10 protein-coding genes are annotated in these 19,257 nt (G+C 66.4%); 3 read left to right on the top strand and 7 right to left on the bottom strand.

Features of this window, described 5'->3' with window-relative positions; translation table 11 throughout:
- Positions 1 to 38: 38 nt before the first annotated feature.
- Positions 39 to 614, bottom strand: coding sequence for a RapZ C-terminal domain-containing protein (locus ACZ7MX_RS28640; protein WP_472136107.1), 576 nt, complete (start codon positions 612 to 614; stop codon positions 39 to 41).
- 409 nt (positions 615 to 1,023) lie between these two features.
- A complete protein-coding gene (locus tag ACZ7MX_RS28635) occupies positions 1,024 to 1,803 on the bottom strand; it encodes a GntR family transcriptional regulator (protein WP_399145665.1) in 780 nt (259 codons plus the stop codon).
- 16 nt (positions 1,804 to 1,819) lie between these two features.
- On the opposite strand from ACZ7MX_RS28635, the gene ACZ7MX_RS28630 reads away from it, so the two are divergent.
- Entirely contained in the window at positions 1,820 to 2,284 is a 465-nt protein-coding gene (locus tag ACZ7MX_RS28630) for an NUDIX hydrolase (RefSeq protein ID WP_472136105.1), read from the top strand.
- A 108-nt stretch (positions 2,285 to 2,392) separates the two neighbouring features.
- On the opposite strand, the gene ACZ7MX_RS28625 is transcribed toward ACZ7MX_RS28630, so the two are convergent.
- Positions 2,393 to 3,661 (bottom strand): PIN-like domain-containing protein, encoded by a 1,269-nt coding sequence (locus ACZ7MX_RS28625; RefSeq protein WP_472136103.1) that lies wholly within the window; start codon positions 3,659 to 3,661, stop codon positions 2,393 to 2,395.
- 1,146 nt (positions 3,662 to 4,807) lie between these two features.
- Here ACZ7MX_RS28625 and ACZ7MX_RS28620 point away from each other — a divergent pair.
- Together ACZ7MX_RS28620 and ACZ7MX_RS28615 are read left to right on the top strand one after the other, a co-directional pair.
- On the top strand, positions 4,808 to 6,166 hold the full coding sequence (locus tag ACZ7MX_RS28620; RefSeq protein WP_472136102.1) for a hypothetical protein: 1,359 nt from the start codon (positions 4,808 to 4,810) through the stop codon (positions 6,164 to 6,166).
- Between the two features lie 487 nt (positions 6,167 to 6,653).
- Positions 6,654 to 6,842, top strand: a complete 189-nt coding sequence (locus tag ACZ7MX_RS28615; protein ID WP_472136100.1) for a hypothetical protein — start codon at positions 6,654 to 6,656, stop codon at positions 6,840 to 6,842.
- 586 nt (positions 6,843 to 7,428) lie between these two features.
- On the opposite strand, the gene drmB is transcribed toward ACZ7MX_RS28615, so the two are convergent.
- The 4 genes from drmB to ACZ7MX_RS28595 are packed head-to-tail and all read right to left on the bottom strand — an operon-like array spanning position 7,429 to position 19,218.
- Positions 7,429 to 9,294 carry a DrmB family protein gene (gene drmB, locus ACZ7MX_RS28610; RefSeq protein ID WP_472136098.1) on the bottom strand — a complete coding sequence of 622 codons (1,866 nt, stop codon included), beginning with the start codon at positions 9,292 to 9,294 and terminating at the stop codon, positions 7,429 to 7,431.
- Positions 9,291 to 12,548: a helicase-related protein gene (locus ACZ7MX_RS28605; protein ID WP_472136096.1), complete on the bottom strand. Its 3,258-nt coding sequence runs from the start codon at positions 12,546 to 12,548 to the stop codon at positions 9,291 to 9,293. Before ACZ7MX_RS28605 ends, drmB begins: the two co-directional genes overlap by 4 nt.
- Positions 12,545 to 14,449 carry a UvrD-helicase domain-containing protein gene (locus ACZ7MX_RS28600; RefSeq protein ID WP_472136094.1) on the bottom strand — a complete coding sequence of 635 codons (1,905 nt, stop codon included), beginning with the start codon at positions 14,447 to 14,449 and terminating at the stop codon, positions 12,545 to 12,547. Before ACZ7MX_RS28600 ends, ACZ7MX_RS28605 begins: the two co-directional genes overlap by 4 nt.
- Entirely contained in the window at positions 14,446 to 19,218 is a 4,773-nt protein-coding gene (locus tag ACZ7MX_RS28595; RefSeq protein WP_472136093.1) for a DEAD/DEAH box helicase, read from the bottom strand. The genes ACZ7MX_RS28600 and ACZ7MX_RS28595 overlap by 4 nt, the downstream gene beginning before the upstream one ends.
- Positions 19,219 to 19,257: the final 39 nt, after the last annotated feature.

Here is a 19,257-nt window from a genome sequence, read left to right as displayed (position 1 = left end):
GCACCCTTCACGGCTGCATGCCGGGGCGGTGAATGGGGTTAGCGCTGGACGACCGGGCGGTGCATGTCTCGGTGGGTGATCGAGACCCGGTAGCCATCGGCGCGCAGCCTTTCGGCGAGCGCACCGGCGAAGGCGGGCGCGCGGTGGCGTCCACCGGCGCAGCCGTCGGCCACGGTGACCGTTCCGGCGCTGGGCCCGGACGCGAACGCGGCCACGGCCGTGGCGGTGGCCTCGACCAAGGCCGCGATGCCGGCGGTGTTCAGCACGGCGGTACGGACCGGCTCATCGGCGGCGGTCATGTAACGCAGTTCCGGGCTGACGTGCGGGTCACGGAAGCGGTGCCGCAGGTCGATGGTCAGGTGGGCGGTTCGGCGTGCAGATAGCCGAACGACACGATCTCCACAGCAGCGCTCATGAGAACTCCTCGGAAGCGAAGGAATGATCCGGCTCCCCTCAGCCCCGCCCGTACGAGCAGTCCCTCGAAGGGGGCGCCCGGACGGGCGGAGGAGGCAACCGGCCGCAACGCGTTTCGCTGCGCTGGGCGGGAGGATGTGACCGGGCTGTTCGCCACGGCGTGAGAGCCGTTCGCGAACCGGGATGTACTCAGGCGCCACCGTGCCGGTCGATCACTGCGGCGCCCAGGTTCTTCGTTGTCTACGCACGGTGCCTCCTGGTCGGAAGCGGACGTGGACAGGTCTCCTTCGGGGGTGCCGTGCCCGTATCAGGTAGCGCGGGGTTGCCCCGTTGTAGGCGTATGGAGACAGGACCTTTCGGTCTAAGCCCTCCGGTGAATGACAAGGCGCCGGGCCGCCTCCCCCCGTCCGCTGCGGGGCTCCTGGGTGGTGCACCCGGGCGCCGACGAAGGCGTCCAGGCAGGCAATGCACGGGACCGAGGGCCCCTGAACTCCTACACTCATGTACTTATGTGCAGGAGTTGCTGAGATGAGAATGCCCAACTCCTGTACATGAGTCAACCCGCCGCGAGAGGTTTCTTCGCGACGGGCTGGAGGAGTTGAGGCAGCGTCAGTCTCCCGCGGGAATGCGGTAGTCGAGAACGAACTGGTCAGCGGCCATGACGGTGTCGCAGACCTCGACCACCCGGCCGTCCTCGCTCTCCGCGTTCCGGACCAGATGGATCACGGGCGAGCCGGGGCTCAGGCTCAGGGCGCCGGTCTCCTGCTTCGTGGCGAGCCGGGCGCGGACGGTCTCCGTGAACTCCTTCAGCATGTGCCCGTTCTCCTCCAGGCGTGCGTAGATGCCACCGCCCCCGGGGTTCTCCGCGAGCAGCTCGGGGATGTCCTCGGCGATGTCCCACGGGAGGTACGACGTCGCCTCCTCCGTCGGCGTCCCGTTGCTGAAGTACAGACGCCGACGCGCCAGCACCTTCGTGCCGGCAGCGACGCCCAGGCGCTCCGCGATCTCCTCAGGCGCCTCAGTGGGGCCGACGTACAGCACGGTCACGCCCGCGGTCTTCCCGGCCTGTTCGGACTCCGCGAGGTAGGCGGCCTTGCCGGCCTTGCGATGGGACCGCCGGAAGCGGTCGGACGACTTGCGGCGTACCGGCGGCTGGCTCTTCACGAATGAGCCCTTGCCGTGGTGCGTGTCGATCAAGCCGGTGGGCCGAAGCTCTGCCACGGCCTTGCGCGCCGTTCCCTGGGACACGGAGTAGCGAGCCATGAGTTCCGACTCGCTGGGCACCTTGGCCCCTGCGGGGAGGACTCCGGACCTGATCTGCTGAGCCAGGTCTTCCGCGATCTGTAGGTACCGTGGCTGACCTGAGTCTCTAGAGGCTGCTGTGCCCATGTCCTTCAGTCCTCCTATGCTCCTGTACATGAGTAACGCTAACCGGGAGGGCCGGTCAATGTCGCTTCACTCGGTTTCGGTGGCCGGAGTGGTGGTCCGCAAGGACGGCCGTGTTCTCGTGATCAAGCGTGCTGACAACGGCGCCTGGGAAGCCCCGGGCGGCGTCCTCGAACTGGACGAGCGGCCTGAGGAAGGCGCCTGCCGAGAGGTCCTGGAAGAGACCGGCATCAAGGTCGAGACGGAGCGCCTTACCGGCGTCTACAAGAACATGAAGCGCGGCGTCGTCGCCCTGGTCTTCCGCTGTCGGCCGGTGGGCGGTGAGGAGCGCACATCGGACGAGTCGGCGGACGTGCGCTGGTTCACGCGCGAAGAGGTCGAGAGCCGAATGTCGGAGGCTTATGCGGTCAGAGTGCTCGATGGTCTCGACGCCAATGAGCCTAGAGTGCGGTCTCATGATGGAAGCAGGGTTCTTCCGACGTGAGAAGACAGGCCGTGAAACCCTGGATCGAAAATCGCGGCTTGAGTATTTATCGGTTCCTGGACTCAATAGGAAAGGTAGCTCTCTTAGAGACATGCCTTTCCTTTAGATTTAAGTGCTTAGAATGTCGCGAACAGCTTGTTCGAGTGGTGCAGGGTTGGACCAATCAGGCCACACTAGCCAGCGCACTGGCTTCGCGAACTGGGCTTCAAGGCGCCGCATCTCGGATGTTGCATTTGTTGTGAACCCAGAGTTGGAAATCACCAGCACGGCGTCCAAATCTGTCGCCGTCGCAATTTTCTCGACGTGGTCAATGGCTAGCCAAGACAACGGGCGATTAATCCAGATCTTCACCTCGATGGCGATATTTTTGAGTGGATGCTCCAGGATCAAGTCACACTGCGGCCCCGTAACCCCGTTAGGCAGTGCGTCGACAAGGACACCGGCGTTGCGGAAGGCGGATTCTAGATGAGCTTTTACGCGACCCACGACTTCAGTCCCGGTCAGCACCGAATAATTTGCCTGCTGTACTTGTTCGATAGCCTTCTCGCTGACGGCCTCATCGACGATCGGAGCTGCCCTTGACATGAAGGCTGAAAGAGACTGCTGATAATAAGGGACATTCGCAATCTCGGCCATTTCCCGAACCAGCTCTACGCGTGGGCCAATAGTCCTTCCTCCATGCCGGCGGTACCAATCTTCTTTGACATCGTTAGTAATCAAGAGGGTGGGAAGGTGTTCTTGCTGTGCATGCTGCAGCAGTTGAAGCCATAGTAGTGCATCGCCGAGTGCATTATTGGGCTTGTTTGAGTCCTTATATCCGGGGGGCACGTTGTCGCTGATTCGCTTTTCGGCCGCCTCCTGATGTTCCTCCAATTTCTCAGCGCCCGGGTGGCAACCCATGCTGCCATCAAGAATATCCTGCCATGATGCCAAGATGGGATCTTCTCTTAGGGCGATCTCAAGCTTGGTGTCGCGTCCCTTGCTCATCCGCTGCACCGCCTTGAGTGCTTGATCGAGATGATTCCTGATGAAATCTGCCCGCTCATCGGTAACGATAGGGTGGCCAACTAGGGTCTTGAGATGGTCCTCGACTTGCTGCCGGGCGTTGCTTATAGGCGCTTCGAGCTTTTGGTAAATTTTCTCCTCGCCGCTGATTACGCGGGGGCGATTTTCGAAGAATTCCCAGCCAGCTTGATAAGGTACCCAAAGGCGGTTTTTGAGCTTTCGGAGCAAGTGGAATAGCTGCTGGCGCGTTTCAGCGTCTACTTTATAGGGGGCGAGCAAGACGTTTGCGTCTAGGGCGATTAGTCCACTGGTTAGGAATTCCTTATACTCTTCGTTTGTCGGCGAGTAATATTCCTGGAAAGTTTTTCGCATGGTTCCCGTCCTAAGCGGCTGGGGGATCTGAGGTTGAGCTTGCGGACGGCAGCGTCGGCTGTCCTATCTTGACGGGTTCTGAGGTCACGTGAGTGGGGATTGCGCGAATCGTTTGAAGGATGCGCGGCCGAATGCTCGGGAGGTAGTGGCGAATCCAGCCCCAGGGGTCACGCTGACCGTGGTTAGAGCCCTGTGATGGGCAACGATGTCGGATCGGGCGCCTGGGCGGAGTCCTTGAGTAGAGCGATCTCGACCGGGATGGAGAGGCGGCATCCGTCAGCACCTGCTCCGAAGCAACGTGCTGCGCGGACTGTGTAGGTCGAGCTGGACGAGACGTGACGCTTGTGCCTGGGCACTCTTGGCGGAAGGATCACGATCGTCAGCCAGGAGGGCGACGAGGCGGCCAGGGGGACGAGTGGCGCTGAAGGACTTCTTGCCATTGATAGGCGTCGGTGTCGGCGGCCTGCTGACATGGGCCGGCCAAGCGCTGGCGGACAAGCGGGCACTACGACGTGATCAGATCGCGGCAGAGCGCAATGCGGATCAACAACGTCGCACAGACTGGCTGCTCTTGCAGCGGCAAACGATCACGGAATTGCAGGAGCACGTAGGCGTGCTGGCTGCTACACATAGGCAGCGCTCTGGGCAGACACTGAGGCCCAGCGTCGGGGATGAAGCGGCCCGCGCTACCACGACGATCCATGCACGGATTGCTCGCTTGGAGGATAGGCAACTAGCCCAGGACGTCTTGGCCTGGTTGCATACAGCCGTAACCCCCGATGAGCATGAGGCGACTGCGAGGGATCTGCAGGAACGCCTTGGCGAGTTGCTGCGGAGCCTCCACTAGGCGTCAGTCTCTACTTGAGGCAAGCCCACGCGAGTCGTCGGGCAAACTGACATCAATCCCTGACATCAACACGGGCGTACGTCCACAGACGCGCCCACGCTGGACGTGCAGGGTGCTCGCCCTCGCGCCTTGGTTGGGCAGAGAGCTTCGACCTACGGCACCCGCCTACGGATCAGATGACACCCCTCGGCCTGGCCGTACCTGCGTGTGCGCGCCCCTGCGCACTTGTGTGCGCTCCGGGCGGCAGACCTACAGTCCCGCTCCGGTTCAGCAACGTGATGGCGCTCGAAGGGAATCCGGTGGACGAGGACGCACACAAGCTCACTGCCGAAGTACTGGACGAACTAAGCACTCCCTCGCACGTACAGATCCGCTCCTCCTCAGAACTGGCCGACAACGTCGCGCATGCAGCGTCGGCTGAGGACAAGAGGCGAGTTGAGGATGGGCGCGGCCACATGCGCCGCCGGACCGGCTACGGGCGGGTTCCGGGAGTTGAGCGATCCCTGACGGTCACTCCTTGGCAGGTCATCCATGCCATCGGTTTGGGAGCGGCACTGGCTCGCCAAGGGGCCGGCAGAGGTCTCGCCGAGCACTGGGGCAGCCTCCGGTACAGCCAGGCGCTGGCAGCAAATCGTGGCGGCTATCTGCAGCTGTCACCGGAGGGTAGGGACTTGCTGCGTTTCTACAAAGCAGCGCAGTCTGGCGAGATCGGGACGGGGTTCGCCTCCCTCGTTGCCGAGCGAATCGTCAGGTCTCGGTATCCCGATCACTCGGTCTCCGTGATCCCTGCGGACATCGCATTGAGGGCCGGCTGGGCCCTCCGTAGCACTGGCAAGGGCCCCCGCCCTGAAGCTCTCCAACGGCGACCCCACTTCTTCGTCGAGGCATGGCGGCCAGGACACCCATCGAAAGTCCTGCTCGTCGCTTCAAAGGGAACTCACGGCAAAGTGAGCCAGGTGCACAAACAACTTGCCACGGCGACGGCCCACGTGGAGTCGGTGCACGTCGGAGCGTACGGAACGGTCCCGTTCCTGCTGGTAGACACCGAAATTCCTGCCAAGGAAAGCCTGGTTGTGCATCTGTTAGAGGCGCCAGCAGAGACCGTCCTACACCCGTCTGCGGGGGAGCCACCCGCCGACCTGAACCTTCTCTTGGAAGACCGCAACGAGCCGGCCGAAGTCCACCTGGATCGCGAGCGGCATGGTGAGCGGACCGTCCCGGGGTTCCACGTGCGGGCAGACTCCTTCACGTGGTTCAGCATCGTGCTGGCCCGGGCGGAAGCGGCCACGCTCATGGCGTTCACAGGTGGTGGAAAGCCGACTGCTCAGTACCTGACCAGCGAGCAGGGAAGGCGCCACTTCCGCCACGACAATCAAGCTGGCACTGGCAGCGTCCGGGACGCACGACTCAACATCCACGGCATCGACTTCGTAGGCACCGATCACGTGTTTCGCCTCAATGGCAACCGTGTCGAAGCGTTCTCCGGGCTCGCAGCGGACCTCTACGCGCATCTCCACCACGGACGAGTGAGCGACTACCGAGCCGACGTCCATGCTCTGCGTGCTCAGTGGCCCGTCGGTCACACGGCGAAGGGGTGGGGGCCCGTCTCTATTCGGTCTGACGGGTCCATCATGGCCATGCGGCTTCTACGCACCTGATCCCAGAGCAGAATGAGGCTCGTCTGCATGACGACTCCCGTTAGTGGTCCACCCCCCCCAGGTGTACTCCAGGTCTGCTGGCTCGGTCTGCCTCCGTGCATCTTCGCCGGCGTGCGAGCGTTCAGGACCGGTCTCAGTTGCAGTCTCATTTGGTGCTCGGTCCGGCACCGTCTATCGGGGTCCACCGAAGTCCGTGAACCTCCCTGATCAGGGAGAAAGCCTGCTTCGAGGACGCCTCCGGACGGCCCCGGACCAAGATCGGACAACTCGTAATGCGTAGGTCTCGGGTTCGAATCCCGAAGGCGGCTCCGCGGAAAAGCCAGGTCAGATCCATTCTGACCTGGCTTTTTGCCGGATCGGCGGCGCGATCTCGGTTCGTGCCGCCGAAGACTGCAGGGTGTCCCAGGTCGATTGCGGGTCCTCGAAGGGGGGTCGCCAGCGGACACCTCGGCAAGATCGGCAGCAATCTCAACCAGCTCACACGGTGATGCCGAAGGTGATCCTCGGCAAGAACCCACACGCCACGCGCCGCACGATCGGCTACCTCTTAGGTAAGGGCCGGTCCAACGAGCACATCGGCCCCCACCCGGTGGCCTCCTGCAACGACTTCGCCCTTGACCCCGGCCGCTGCCCCCACCGCAGCCCGAAAGACGTGGAGAACCAGCTCGCCGCGTAACCCCACCAGCTCGTGCAGATGCTGGGCGAGAAGGCACCCAAGTGCACCGTGTGGCACTGCCCCGTTCGTGCCGCTCCCGAAACCCGATCCTCACCGATACCCGGTGGGCCGAAATCGCCCGCCGGATCGTGGCCGCCGCCGGTATCGCTTCCGAAGGGGACGAGGAAACCTGCTGCTGGGTGGCCGTGCGCCACGCCGACGACCACATCAACGTCGCCGCCACCCTCGTGCGCCAAGATGGCCGCCGCCCCGCTGCGACCACGACCAGTGCGCCGTCCCACGCGAGGCTCGCCAGGTCGAAGTCGGTTACGGGCGGTGGCGGTTGAAGCCCGGCGACGGCACCGGTGCCAAACGCCCCACCAGCAAGGAGCACTTCAATGCCAATCGCCTGGGCCAGGATGCCACCGCCTGCGAGGTCCTGCGCCAGCAAGTGCGGCCGCGCGGTCGCCACCTCAGCCGACGAGACCGAGTTTTTCGCCCTTTCGCCCTGCCCGGCGACACCAACGACCAGGGTGAGCCGGTGTTCCGAGACCGGGAGAGCGGCACCTGTCGGATCACCATCGGTGCCATTGCGGATGATCCGACGTCACTGCCCCAGGAGGCCCTCGAAGTACCCGAGTCGAGGGTCGTCGGGGGTACCGACGAGCAGGGCGCGGTCGAGCAGGATGTTGTTGTGCTCGCAACTCGTCTCCGGGAGCATCACGCAGGCGTGGCAGGACGCCAGGTTGATCCCGCCGGCCCCGGACGCCTCGGTCTCCATACAGAGCGGGTCCGAGGAACACCACGCGGCACGGCGGACAGCCGAATGCACCGTACGACCGAGAGTCTCCGGTTCACCTTGGGCGACCAGACCACCCAGGCTGCCCGCCGAGTCGCTCGTCGCCGTGTAGACGAGTACCCCGGCCATGTCGTCGGCGGCGTACAGGCGCTCGCGCAGGGCCGCGGCCGGGTAGCCCGCCTCCAGACTCCACTCATTGATGAGGACGTGGGCCAGCGTGTGCAGCAGCACCATGCGAGGGGTTGCGGGGGAGGGTACGGCCCTGCTCGGGTCATCGGCCCGCTGCTCGAGCACCCGCTGGTGGGCGGTACGCATCCGTTCGACCCGGGCTGCCACTGCCACGCTCTTTTCCCAGGCGCCGAGTCGGTTCTCGTCCAATCGGAGGAAGACTCCCTCGCCCCTCACCTCCATGGCCGGGAGCCAGCGCAGGGGACGTTCCGACAGTGGCATCTCCGTGGAGTCGATCGTCGACTCGGCGTCGACGAGCCGGGTGAACGCCTTCAGGGCGCGCACCTCACGAAGCTTCTTGACCAGCATCGGGCCGGTGACGCCCAGCGGGTCGAGCACGCTCTGGTCGCCCAGCGGGGCCTCACAGACGAACTGCTCGTTGCGGGAGTGCTCGCTCTCGTCGTTGCCCGCGCGGAGACGCTCGTACTCCTTGTTGCGCAGCGCGCGGTAGCGGTGGTCGAAGGTGGGGGCCGTCTCGCTGTCGGGGTCCTCCTCGCGCTCCGCATCGAGGAGCGCCATCACCTCGTCCAGCGGTACCGGACACTTTCCCTTGAAAGCACCTTTGAGATAGATCTCGACTTGCTCGCGTGCGTCGTACTCACGGAGCGCTGCCCAGTGTTCGGCGAGCGGATCCGAGCGGCCGTCGCTCCACGGCGGGATGGAGAGCGCCGACTTCAGCACCGGCTGCCACAATGCCGACGAACCTCGCTGAAGTGTGCGCAGAGGGAGTCCGCACTCCTGAGCGGGGGCGGACGCACCGAGCCACGGGCGGGTTCCTTGACACGTGAGGCCCAGGTCCTTGAGCGCGCTCCTGCGGAAAGAACCCTCCATCGAGACCTCGGGAGCCTGCCCACAGGCGCAGGAGACGAGAATGGAGCGGAGCGAGGATGTGCGCCCGGACGTGCGCATCTTGAGCTTGCCACCGCACTGTGCCACCCTCGTGGCACCACGGTCCGTGGAGCGGTGCACCCACTGCCAGTACGGGAACTCGCCCAGGTGGCCGGCCTCGCAGGCGACGACGAAACGGGAGGGGACCAGGTCGACCTCGCACGTGCCGCAGACGCTTCGCCCGGCAGGCGGGCTGAAGTCGCGGTGCCGTTGCAGGTCGTTGCACTCGGGGCAGAAGTGCATCAAGGGGAATCGTCGGACCCGGAGACCGTCCTTGCTGGTGTCGTCGGAAGCGGGCGGCGGCCGGAAGTAGTCGACGTCGAGCACTCGGGCCAGGCGCCGTTCGTAGATCCGCGGGGACTCGTCACGGCTCCAGCTCTGCTCGGCCTCGTCGAGTCCCGAGACGATGAAGGACTCGTGGTCGACGGCGATAAGCGACCCGACGCCGTACGTGGTGATCGCCTGGGCGCGGCGGACCGCACCACGCCGCGGAAGGTTGTGGGCGGGCGCGGCGCCGTTCGCAACGGTTCGGCGGCGGCGGGCGGGGGGTGGGGTCATCGGGTTCCCTCCATGAACAGGGCGGTCTCCGCGTCGACGTCGCGCAGGCTCCACAGCGTGGACCACGCCTCGGCGTCCTGTGACTCGTCGTCGTACGCCTTCAGGAGCGAAGGGGTACTACTGCCCCTCCGAGGCTCGAACAGCAGGCCGTTGTGGATGTCGGCTTCGGCGCACCACCACTCGACGAACTCGTCGAAGGCCTGCGACACGGCGCCGGTCTCCTCCTGCGTGACCGCCTCCACGCGCTCCAAGAGGATCGACTTGATGCGGCCCCGGAGCACGTCTTCGTATGACTCGACCTGGCCGGCGCCCTCGTTGGGTCGGGCGGCGGGGATCATGATGCGGGCGAGGGCGACGATCACCGCGTGCAGGCCCCGGTCGCGGGCCCGGGCGGAGAACGGGGTGATGGAGGTGGACTCGACCTCGCGGTACAGGGCGGAGTGGAAATGCTGGAAGCTCTCGTAGTGGGAACGGTCCCTGGACCGGGTCGAGTTGAGCATGACCGCGACCAGCCCGGGGTGCGCGCGGCCGACCCGACTGGTGGCCTGGATGTACTCGGCGGTCGTCTGCGGCTGGCCCATCACGGCCATGAGACCGAGGCGGTCCACGTCCACGCCGACCGCGATCATGTTGGTGGCCAGGAGGATGTCCACGGTGTCATCGTCGGGCAGCCGCTTCTCGATGCCCTTGAGGCGGGTGGGGATATCGCTGGCGTCGATACGACTCGTCAGCTCCGAGTAGTTGGCAACCGAGCGGACTTCCACCCCCTCGCGCTCGGCGAGCATCTCCAGATAGGCCACCACGTCGTCATGGACCTGGAGTTCGGCCGCGGACAGCAGCCGGAGGCTGTTGAAGTAGCCGACGAGAGTCCAGTACGCGTCGCGCACCTCGTCCTCCGTCTTCGCCTGCTCGGCCCGGTGCAGCAGGGTGGCGTATGAGCGGATCAGGAGGGTGGACTGGCTGGTGCCGGGGGCCAGGAGGCCGACGTAGCGGCGGCTCGCCTTTTCCTCGCGCGGGGTCTCCACGGCGAACCACGAGTCGCGGGCGTCCAGACCGGCGGGCGGGAACTGCCGCACTTCGCGGGCGAAGAGGTGGCGGCCCTGATCGGCGGCGCGACGGATGGTCGCCGTGGAGGCGATCACCTTGGGCCGGTCGGCGAGCGCGTCCACGGCGGTCTCGTAGAGACCCGTGAGCGTACCCAACGGGCCGGAGATCAAGTGGAGTTCATCCTGGACGATCAGGTCTGGGGGCGGGGTGCCGCCCTCCGGGGCGTCGTCGCGGTTGAAGAGCGCGGAGGTCGCCGGGCGCCATGGCATCGACGCGAACTTGTCGACGGTGGCGATCACCAGGGTCGGCCGTGCGTCGTACACCGCCTCATCGATCAGATGGACGGGCAGGCCGTCGGTGAAATCACAGTCCGCGCCTGGGCATCGGACATGCATCCGCTTGGCTTCCTCGTCGGCTTCGTAGTTCCGTGCGTCCAGGCGGGTCCCGCACCAGGGGCAGGCGTGTAGCTGGACGGGATTCTCGGTGGCGAGGCGCTTGTCGAGATTCCTCCGCAGCTCATCGAGCTTCAGGTCTGCCACGGCCAGCGTGTTGGGGGTGGCCGAACGCCCCACCCACATGCCGACGGAGAACTCCTCATGGCCCAACTCGGGCGTACGGCGCCGCATGTGCTCCATGGCACAGAGCAGGATCGCCGCGCGCTCGAACTGCTGGAGGGTGAGCAACCGCAGCGTGTAGCGCATGAGGACGGTGACACCGCCACCGTCCGCACCCTTGCGGATCCGACGCAGGAACGACGTGAAGGCGATCAGACCGAGGTAGGCCTCCGTCTTGCCACCACCGGTGGGGAACCACAGCAGGTCGGAGATCTGCCGGTCGTGGTGCTCGCGGTCGTCGATGCCGGCCAGGCAGAGCAGCACGAACGCGATCTGAAAGGGGCGCCAGTGGCCGGCGGCCGGGTCGGGAGCCCCGACGCGTCCGTCCTTCACCCACTTGCTGCGGGCACGCTGGTCTGCCATGGCGCGGTTCGCGAGACGGAACGCGTGCATGAGATCGGGTTTGGTCCGCAGCAGCTCGATGCCCTCACGGATTCGGTCGAGCGCCTCGCGGCAGGCCGTCAACTGCTCCTGCGCGGGCTTCTCGTGGGGGCTGCCCGTCAGAGCGTCTGCCTCGGCCGACTTGCCGTCGATCCAGTACTCGTAACCCGTGGCGAGTCCTTCCAGAGCGGCCAGGACCTCGGCATCGGACTGCTCGGCCAGCCCCAGCATGGACAGCGCCGAACTGTCGATCTCCGGGTTGGAGTCGGTGAGCAGCACTTCCACGCTGGGCACGAACTGACTCCGCACCTCGGGGACGGCGGGCGTTACGGCTTCGGTCATACCGATCGGCTGCGGAGTCCAGTCCCACTCGGCGGCGCAACCGTGGCCGACCGCGAAGGTCGGGGCGTGGCGGTGCAGCAACCGACTCGTGGCGATCTCCGGGTCATGGCCGGCCGCCGGGGCGGGACGCTCGACGAACGCGGTGGAGCCGTCGGCGGCCCGGACCGTCAGACCGCACTGGAACAGGGAGAAGGCGTCCTGGAGATCCCATTCTCCGACCTTCTGAGTGTTGATCAACGTGACCGTGACCGTGACCGTGCCGGTCCTCGGATCGAGACGCCGGACGTTGACGTGCAACGAGGCTTCCGGGGCGAGTTCGATCGTCATCTTCGGATCCGGCTCGGTCACGTCGATGGTCCGGTCAGGGAGGGCGAGTTCCTTGCGCAGCCACCGCTCCCGCTGGTCGGCGGTGGTACGGGCCTCGGCGCGGCGGGCCGGGACGCGCCTGCCATCGGCGTCGGTGGGCTCGTAGACGGCCGCGCGGGCCGAGACCACGATCGAACTGCTTATGGCCGGGCTGACCGCGAAGGTGAGACCCATCGAGGAGGGGCGCCTGTCCCCCGAGGCGCCGACCTCCTGCGCGGTGCCGGACTCCTCGACGTCGTCGCGGGAGAGCAGAGGGGCAGTGTCCAGGCCCTGCTGTTCTCCGGCGCCGTCGACCTGCTGCTCCTTCGCGGCCCTGTCCGCGGCACGCGGATACAGCACGCCGGTCAGGTACCGGTCGATCGGGGCGTCCTGGGTGAGCACCTCGCCCCGATCGTCCGGCACGGCGTCCTCGGCGGGGCCGAGGAGCTCACGGCGGAGCCCCACGAGGAGTTCCTCGTCCCGGACCCGGTAGTGCTCGGTGTGTCGGCCTGCCACCTGCGTCATGCGCCCTGCTCCTCGTGGTTGTCGGCTCTCCGATATCGACCGATGCCGGTGATCCGCGGGGCGATCCACACACCTCGATCACCGAGTCCGGCGTTGGCGCCGGCGGCTTTGCTGCCCGTCACGGTCTCCAGGCTGTCGATCCGCAGGTCGTGGATCTCGTCGGGCCACCAGGGATCCCAGGTACGGTTCACCTTCTGCACCTGGAACAGGTCCTCCCGGAAGCGGGACGACGCCTCGCCGATCTCCCGCCCACCGTGTACCAGGACATAGGGCGGGCTCTGTGTCTCGCCCATCGTTAGATCGTGACGCCTGCGCAGCACCACTTCCTCGCCGGGGCGTACCTGTCCCAGGAGATACTCCTGGGTGGCCACGGCGTTCGTCTCGTGGCCGGGCGGGTTGTCGCAGCAGACGTCGCCCGCGTCGGCGACGATCCCGTACCTGTCGTACGACCGCCATGACCCGAGGTAACGACGACCGTGGCGCCGACGCCCGGCCCACTTGAAGTGCGGCAGTTCGGGCGGGGCAACGTGGTACAGGTCCTGACGGGCACGAGTCATCGCCACGTAGAGAGCTCGGGCCTCGGCCGGGAGGTCCAGCTCTTCCTCGTACCGCTTGCGGAGCTCCGCGACGGTCGGTGGCATGAGGACGATCACTCGGTCGAACTCCAGCCCCTTGGCTCGATGCACGGTCGAGACAACGATCCGGGACGTCTCCGGGTCAGCCGCTTCGTCGGGAAACCTTCCCTCGCCGACCGCGCGGCGCAGTCGGTCCAGATCGAGTACACCGCGCCCCGTTCCACGAGCGACCCGACGCAGCACCGTCCACAGGACGGCGGCATTCGGTTCGTACGGCAGAGGGATCTCCGAGAGGAGAGCACGGAACCGGTCCTCGGCCAGGCCGGTCGCCTCTGTACGGCGCAGCAACTCGGCCACCCAGTACGGCACAGGACGCTCCTCGAGCGGGCGCCGCAGCCGGTGTGCGATGCCGTGCGCGTGCAGCAGGCCAGAGACCACGAGGGCCTGCTGGTTCTCGCGGGTGAGGACGGCGCATGTGTCGGACACGTCCCGCAGGCCGTCCAGGGTGAACTCGTCGTCGAGGTCGCCCATGCCGTTCGCCGGATCCAGGAGGAGGTCGCGCAGTTCGTCGTAGAGAGTTCCCGCTTCGTCCGGATCGCTCAGCCGCTGGAGACGGGGGCCGAGGTTCAGTGCGACCCGGGCCTCTTCGGTGTTGGCCCGGAAGTTACGTGTGAGACGCAGTTCCACCAGGTCGTCGGGGTAGGAGCAGCGCAGCCAGTCGAAGAATCGGCCGGTCTCGTCGGCACGTTCGCTCAGATCCTCGATCTGAAAGCCGTACACCGACTGGGCGGCGTCCCCGACGACGGTGAAGCCGCAGCCGTCCTGGTACCGGTCGAGAAGCGTCTCCACCAACTCGCGGCGCCCACCGAGCAGGTCCTGCACCTCGTCGATCACGACGTGGGCCGGCGGGACCGCGTCGCCGATCTCCAGCGCGCCCTTCTCGATCGCCCGGGTCGCAGCCGCGATCCGCTCGTCGAAGCCGACCGCTCCCCACTCGCCGTCCGGATACGCCTGAAGGAGCACCTCGTAGGCCCACGCGTCGAGGGTCCAGGCACGTACCCGGTGGGCTCGTTCCCCGTGCCGGGAGATCCGCTCGCGCAGCTCCCGGGCGGCGGCCCGGGAGAAGGTGAGCACCAGGATCTCGACGGCCTCCATAGCCTGCTCGGGGTCCTCGTGTCCACACAGCGTGTCTAGCCTGCGCACCAGGGTGTGGGTCTTTCCGGCCCCGGCGCCCGCGGTGACCAGGACACGAGCGTCCCAAGGCTGCTCGACCACGGCCAGTTGCTCGTCGGTGAGCGGGGGGCTGTCCTGGTAGGCGTCGGTCACTTCCGGCTCCAGAGGTGCTCGAACTCGTTGAAGGCGAGGTCGGTGTCGAAGTTGGTGATGTTGTCGCTGATGTTGAGGATCAGACAGCTTTCCTTGCCGCCGTTCCGTGGTCCGCGCAGTCCACGACCGATCATCTGCTGGTACACGTTGGTGCTGTAGACCGGCCGGGCCACGACGACGGCGCGGGTGGCCGGCGCGTCGAATCCCTGGGTGAGCACACCGTAGTTCGTGAGGACCCGGATGCGTCCATTTCGGAAGTTCTCGATGCGAGTACGACGGTCCTGCGCACTGGTCGTCGAGTCCACGGCGGCGGACCTCACGCCCCGGTCGTTGAGCATGGCCGCCAGGTATTTGGCGTGGTCGACGGAGGTCGCGAAGAGCAACGTCGGCCAGTCGTCCGGCAGTTCGGCTACCGAGTCGACGATGCGCCGACTGCGCGCGTGGTCGTCGGCGAGCCGCTGTTCGGCGGAGCGGGAGAGCATGGCCATGCGATCGGCGTGCGTCTTCTCGTCCCGGGTGAGTTCGATACGGCCGCCCTCAAGGGTGCGGTGCTCGACCTGGGCGAGCATCCCCCAGTCCTGGAGGTCGTGGTACGGATCGCCCGATGGGAAGACTCCTTCGTCGAGTCGCCGATTGCCGAAGCGGCCCGCCAGACGGCGGGTCTCCTCCTCGTTGCGGTTCCGGAACGGGGTGGCGGTCAGGCCGAGGAGGTGCCGGCTGGTTTCGTACTGGGTGAGTCCCAACTGGCCGAGGACATCGGTGTATCGCTTGGATATGGCGGTGTGCGCCTCATCCACGATCACCAGCACGGCCTGGCGCAGCCAGGAGTACTGGTCGGTGCCCAGGCACCGCTCCAGTTTGGCGTCGGTGGCGACCACCAGGTGCGGGTGGTCGACGACTTCACCGACCTCGTTGGTGCTCCACAGCCGGCTGACGGTCAGCGGCCGTTCGGCGCCGACCTTGCTCCAGACGAACTTCCAGCTCTGGACGGCCTGTTCGCACAACTCCTCGGTCTGAGCGATCCACAGCAGCGGACCCTTGAGGTCGCCGACCCGTTTCACCCAGCGGATCACGGCCTCGGCGGTGACCCGGGTCTTTCCGGCGCCCGTGGGCAGGGACAACATGCCGCGCTGGGGGGCCAGTCGGTCGAGCATGATGGAGATGTTCCGGACCAGGTCTTCCTGGTACTCGTGGAGGCTCGGGAAGTCCCGGGGGCCCTCGACGGTCTCGAACGGGGGCGGGGAGGGAGTCCTCGAACCGGCGAACGCGACGGGCAGCTTCAGTTCCGAGACGAAGGCGATGGCAGCCGACGAACCCGCATATGCGACCGGGGCGTTGGGGAAGCGTGCCTGGATGTCCCGGGCATGCTGCTGGAGCACTCCGTCACCGTGCGCGTTGAACGCCATCTGAGCGATCCGTCGCCCGGACGGCTCCACGCCGTCGGTCTCCTGCAACTCGGCCTCCATCAATCCCTCGGGGAGGCCGGTCCGGAGCGGGTCGGCACCGATCAGCAGCTCGATCTTGGCCACCACGTCCTCGGTCTCGCGTACCGCCTTCTGCGCTGCTTTCAGCTCGCTGTCCCGGGCCATGCGGTCCTGGTGTTCCAGTACCGCACGGCAACCGGCAGGACCGAGGCCCAGGCCGAGTTCGCGGTCGATCAGGCGCAGCATCGGCTCGGGTTCCAGAGGGACGCGGACCTTGACGGTGCTGTCCTGGCGCACGGCGTCCAGCGTGGAGGCATGCGTGCCGTTGGGTGTACGGGTGACCTCCTCCAGCTCGCTGCACCGCTGCACCATGCTGTTGCGGTTCCCGCTGTTCAGGCGCTGCCGCAGGGCGGGGAACAGCTCGACCAGCGGCACGGGGTCGCCTTCCGCGACTTCGCGGGTCTCCAGGCTGATCACATCGGTGTAGCGGAGCATGCCCCACTTCTCGATCATCAGCTCGGCGTCGTCGGTGGTCGGTACAAGCAGCGCCGGGAGCTGCTCGGCGCGCAGCGCGCGGTACTGGGTGGCCCCGACGGCGAGGGTGATCTCGTTGTCGGGGCGGGTGCCCCAGGCGTCACCGATCCGGCAACGGGTCAGGGCGTCCTCGGGGAAGGCCGCGCCGAACCGGGTCAGCATCACGTAGGTGGCGCCGACGAAGGAGTCGTCGTCGCTGTGGGTCACCTCGTCGAGGAGCGAGTCCCAGCGGTCGGCCGGGACCTCGTCGACGGTGGTCGGGAGCCGCAACTTGCGGGCCTTCTCCGGAGAGATCTCGGCCACCGGCAACACATCGCGGTAGGCGGTGAGCTGGGGGCCTACGGCCTCCTTCAGAGGCTTGACCCCCTGGGAGGTGACGACCGTTCCGTACTTCCACAGCATCCACCGGATCGGTGAGATCACCGCCTGTCGAGTGCCCGTCTGCGCGCCGATCTGTCGCGTCCAGTTGTCCACCACGGCGTCGTCGGGCAGCACCTTCAGGAAGGCGGCGCGGGATTCCTCGGAGAGAGCGCGGAAGAGGTGGAGCGGGCCGCCGATCGCGGCACCCTCGACCTTCATCCGGTTCAGCGCGGGGCGAGGGGCGCTACTGTCCAGGCGGCGCAGGTAGGCGGCGTGGACGGCTTCGCGGTACTCCTCGTACCACGTCTCGCCCTCCTGGGGCCGGATCCCGCCGGACGGCCGTTCCCGCAGACCGACCTGGGAGAAGAAGGGGGCGTCGTCGGAGTGGAACGCCATGTCGACGGCGATGCTCGGGTCCCGCTTCGCATCGACCACGACACCCGGCAGCATGCAGTCCTCGACCGGCCTGAACCGACCGCCGGCGGTCCGCACCCGGAGCGTCGAGCGTGCTGTGGGCACCCGCTCCAGGACCTTGTGGGCCAGCCTACGGACCCCGGCCTGACGGAACAGCTCCCAGAACCGCTCCCAGTCCGATTCGCTGTAGTGATCGAAGCCTTGGTCGAGAACGCTGTCGAACCGACCCTCGACATCGGCCTCCCGAATGCCCAGGACGTCGAGCGCGTGCGCCAGCGAGGGGTCCTGGGCGAGTTCGTCGACCACGTACACCAGAGATTCGCGCAGTCCGCCCTGGTCCGCGCGGCGGTACACCTTGCCGTGTACGGGGGCGACGAGGCCATGCTCCTCGGTCAGGACGATGTGGGCTTTACGGGCCTCCTCGACGAACGGGGAACCGACCTCGATCATGTCGGCGAGAATGCGGACTGCCGTCCTGGACGCCTCAGCGGTGCCGCTCTCGACAAGGGCCTCCAACCAGTCGCGAATGTCCGCTCGTTGGTGCTTGGCCGCACCAAGGATGTGCTCGACCTTGCCGGAGCGCAGAGAATCCACTTCGACGCTCGGGTGCAGCCAGTTCGCCGGGCGGCCCGGGCACTCGTGCCACAGCCGCAGCCAACGCAGGAGAGACTTCGATTCCCTCTTCGGGTCCTTGGGACGAGGGTGCACCCGCAGCTCGGTCGGCACGCGCAGCACGCCGTTCTGGTCAGGAAGCGATGCGTTCACCGCGGTACGCATCCAGATCTCTTCGGTCAGGAATTCGTCCGCCCAACTGATCGCTTCCTTGACGCGGCCGGGCAGCAGGGGAAGGTAGGCTGCCGGGTCCTCGATGGGTGCCAAGGCCGGGAGCGACTCGACGACCAGTTGCGCCGCCGCGCGGATCATCTCCTGGTTGAAAGGGGAGGAGTCGAGGAGATTCTGACGGTCCTCGTTCGTCTTCCAGGCGCCGTTGAGGATGCCGCTCAGCGACATCTCGTACTTGGTCGGGAAGAAGGACCAGAACCTGCCGCGTCCGCGCGACCGGGGACTGACGTACAGACCGCTCTCCGGATCCTTCTGCAGGGCGGGCACGCCCCAGGCGAGGTCGAGCGAGAGCCTGTCGTGCAGCTCTCCGGCATCCGCTCGGGCGCTCGGGCCGGGCTCGTGGGTGGTGGTGAACACGCGCCACCGTTCGGTGGCGATGGCCTTCCCGGTCCGCTCCTCGACCACGGTGTGCAGGTCGCCGGTCTGCTGGGCAGTCAGCGTCCGACGGGCCATGGGCCGTGGCCGGCGGTCCTCCAGCACGACCTTCGCGACGTGCGGCGAGAAGAGTTGGAAGCCGACCGGGAATTCCTCGCGGGGCTCGCCGTGGTCCTTGGCACGTCCGCCGTGCATGTCCCGGCCCAGCCGGTCGTCGGCCTTCGGGAGCAGGGGCAGGCGGACGACGGTTGTGGCCCAGTTGAGCAGTTCGTTCAGGACGTTATCGGAAGCGCGTTCGGCCTGCACGTCCAGAGGTCGGGCCATCCGCAGCACGGGAGCGTCGAACTCCGGGCCGTAGCGCGCTGCCACGCCGGGCACGGCCTTGATCTGCTCGTACGACCAGGATCGATCGAATCCGAAACTTCCGGTGCTGCTGAAGAATTCCGGTGCGTTGGTCACCACGAGAACCGATTTGACGCCCACTCCGAAACGCCCGATCTGGCCTCCACGCTTCTTCGACATACTCATTCGAAGAATTGTCTCCGCGCCTTCCGGGGTTACCGGATTACCCTCGTTCGCGCAGTACAAGTGGGTTTCCGTGAGGACGACATAAACTCGCCCGCCTTGCTCGTCTGCCATTTCGTCGGCCGCGTTCTGCACGAGCTCGAAAAGCTGACGATCGCCATATCCGCCCTGGGTGATACGGCGCTCGCCATTGGCGTGCTCGGCTACGAGACCGGGGTCTACGGCGTAAGTTTGCAGGACACGCGAGGATTGTTCGAGAACGGTTTGAACAATCGAAGAGGGCGATGACGGCACTGCTTCTGTGCTCCTGGGTTTCAAGATCCGGACGAAATG

The organism is Streptomyces sp. NPDC107765, from assembly GCF_055657085.1.
Note: the sequence above shows the minus strand (reverse complement) of the source record. Positions and strands in the feature narration are given on the sequence as shown.

Coding starts and splice junctions, on each gene's coding strand:
- ACZ7MX_RS28605 (WP_472136096.1), bottom strand. CDS start 12,548: ATGACGCAGGTGGCAGGCCGACACACCGAGCACTACCGGGTCCGGGAC.
- ACZ7MX_RS28630 (WP_472136105.1), top strand. CDS start 1,820: ATGCTCCTGTACATGAGTAACGCTAACCGGGAGGGCCGGTCAATGTCG.
- ACZ7MX_RS28625 (WP_472136103.1), bottom strand. CDS start 3,661: ATGCGAAAAACTTTCCAGGAATATTACTCGCCGACAAACGAAGAGTAT.
- ACZ7MX_RS28615 (WP_472136100.1), top strand. CDS start 6,654: ATGCCGAAGGTGATCCTCGGCAAGAACCCACACGCCACGCGCCGCACG.
- drmB (WP_472136098.1), bottom strand. CDS start 9,294: ATGACCCCACCCCCCGCCCGCCGCCGCCGAACCGTTGCGAACGGCGCC.
- ACZ7MX_RS28635 (WP_399145665.1), bottom strand. CDS start 1,803: ATGGGCACAGCAGCCTCTAGAGACTCAGGTCAGCCACGGTACCTACAG.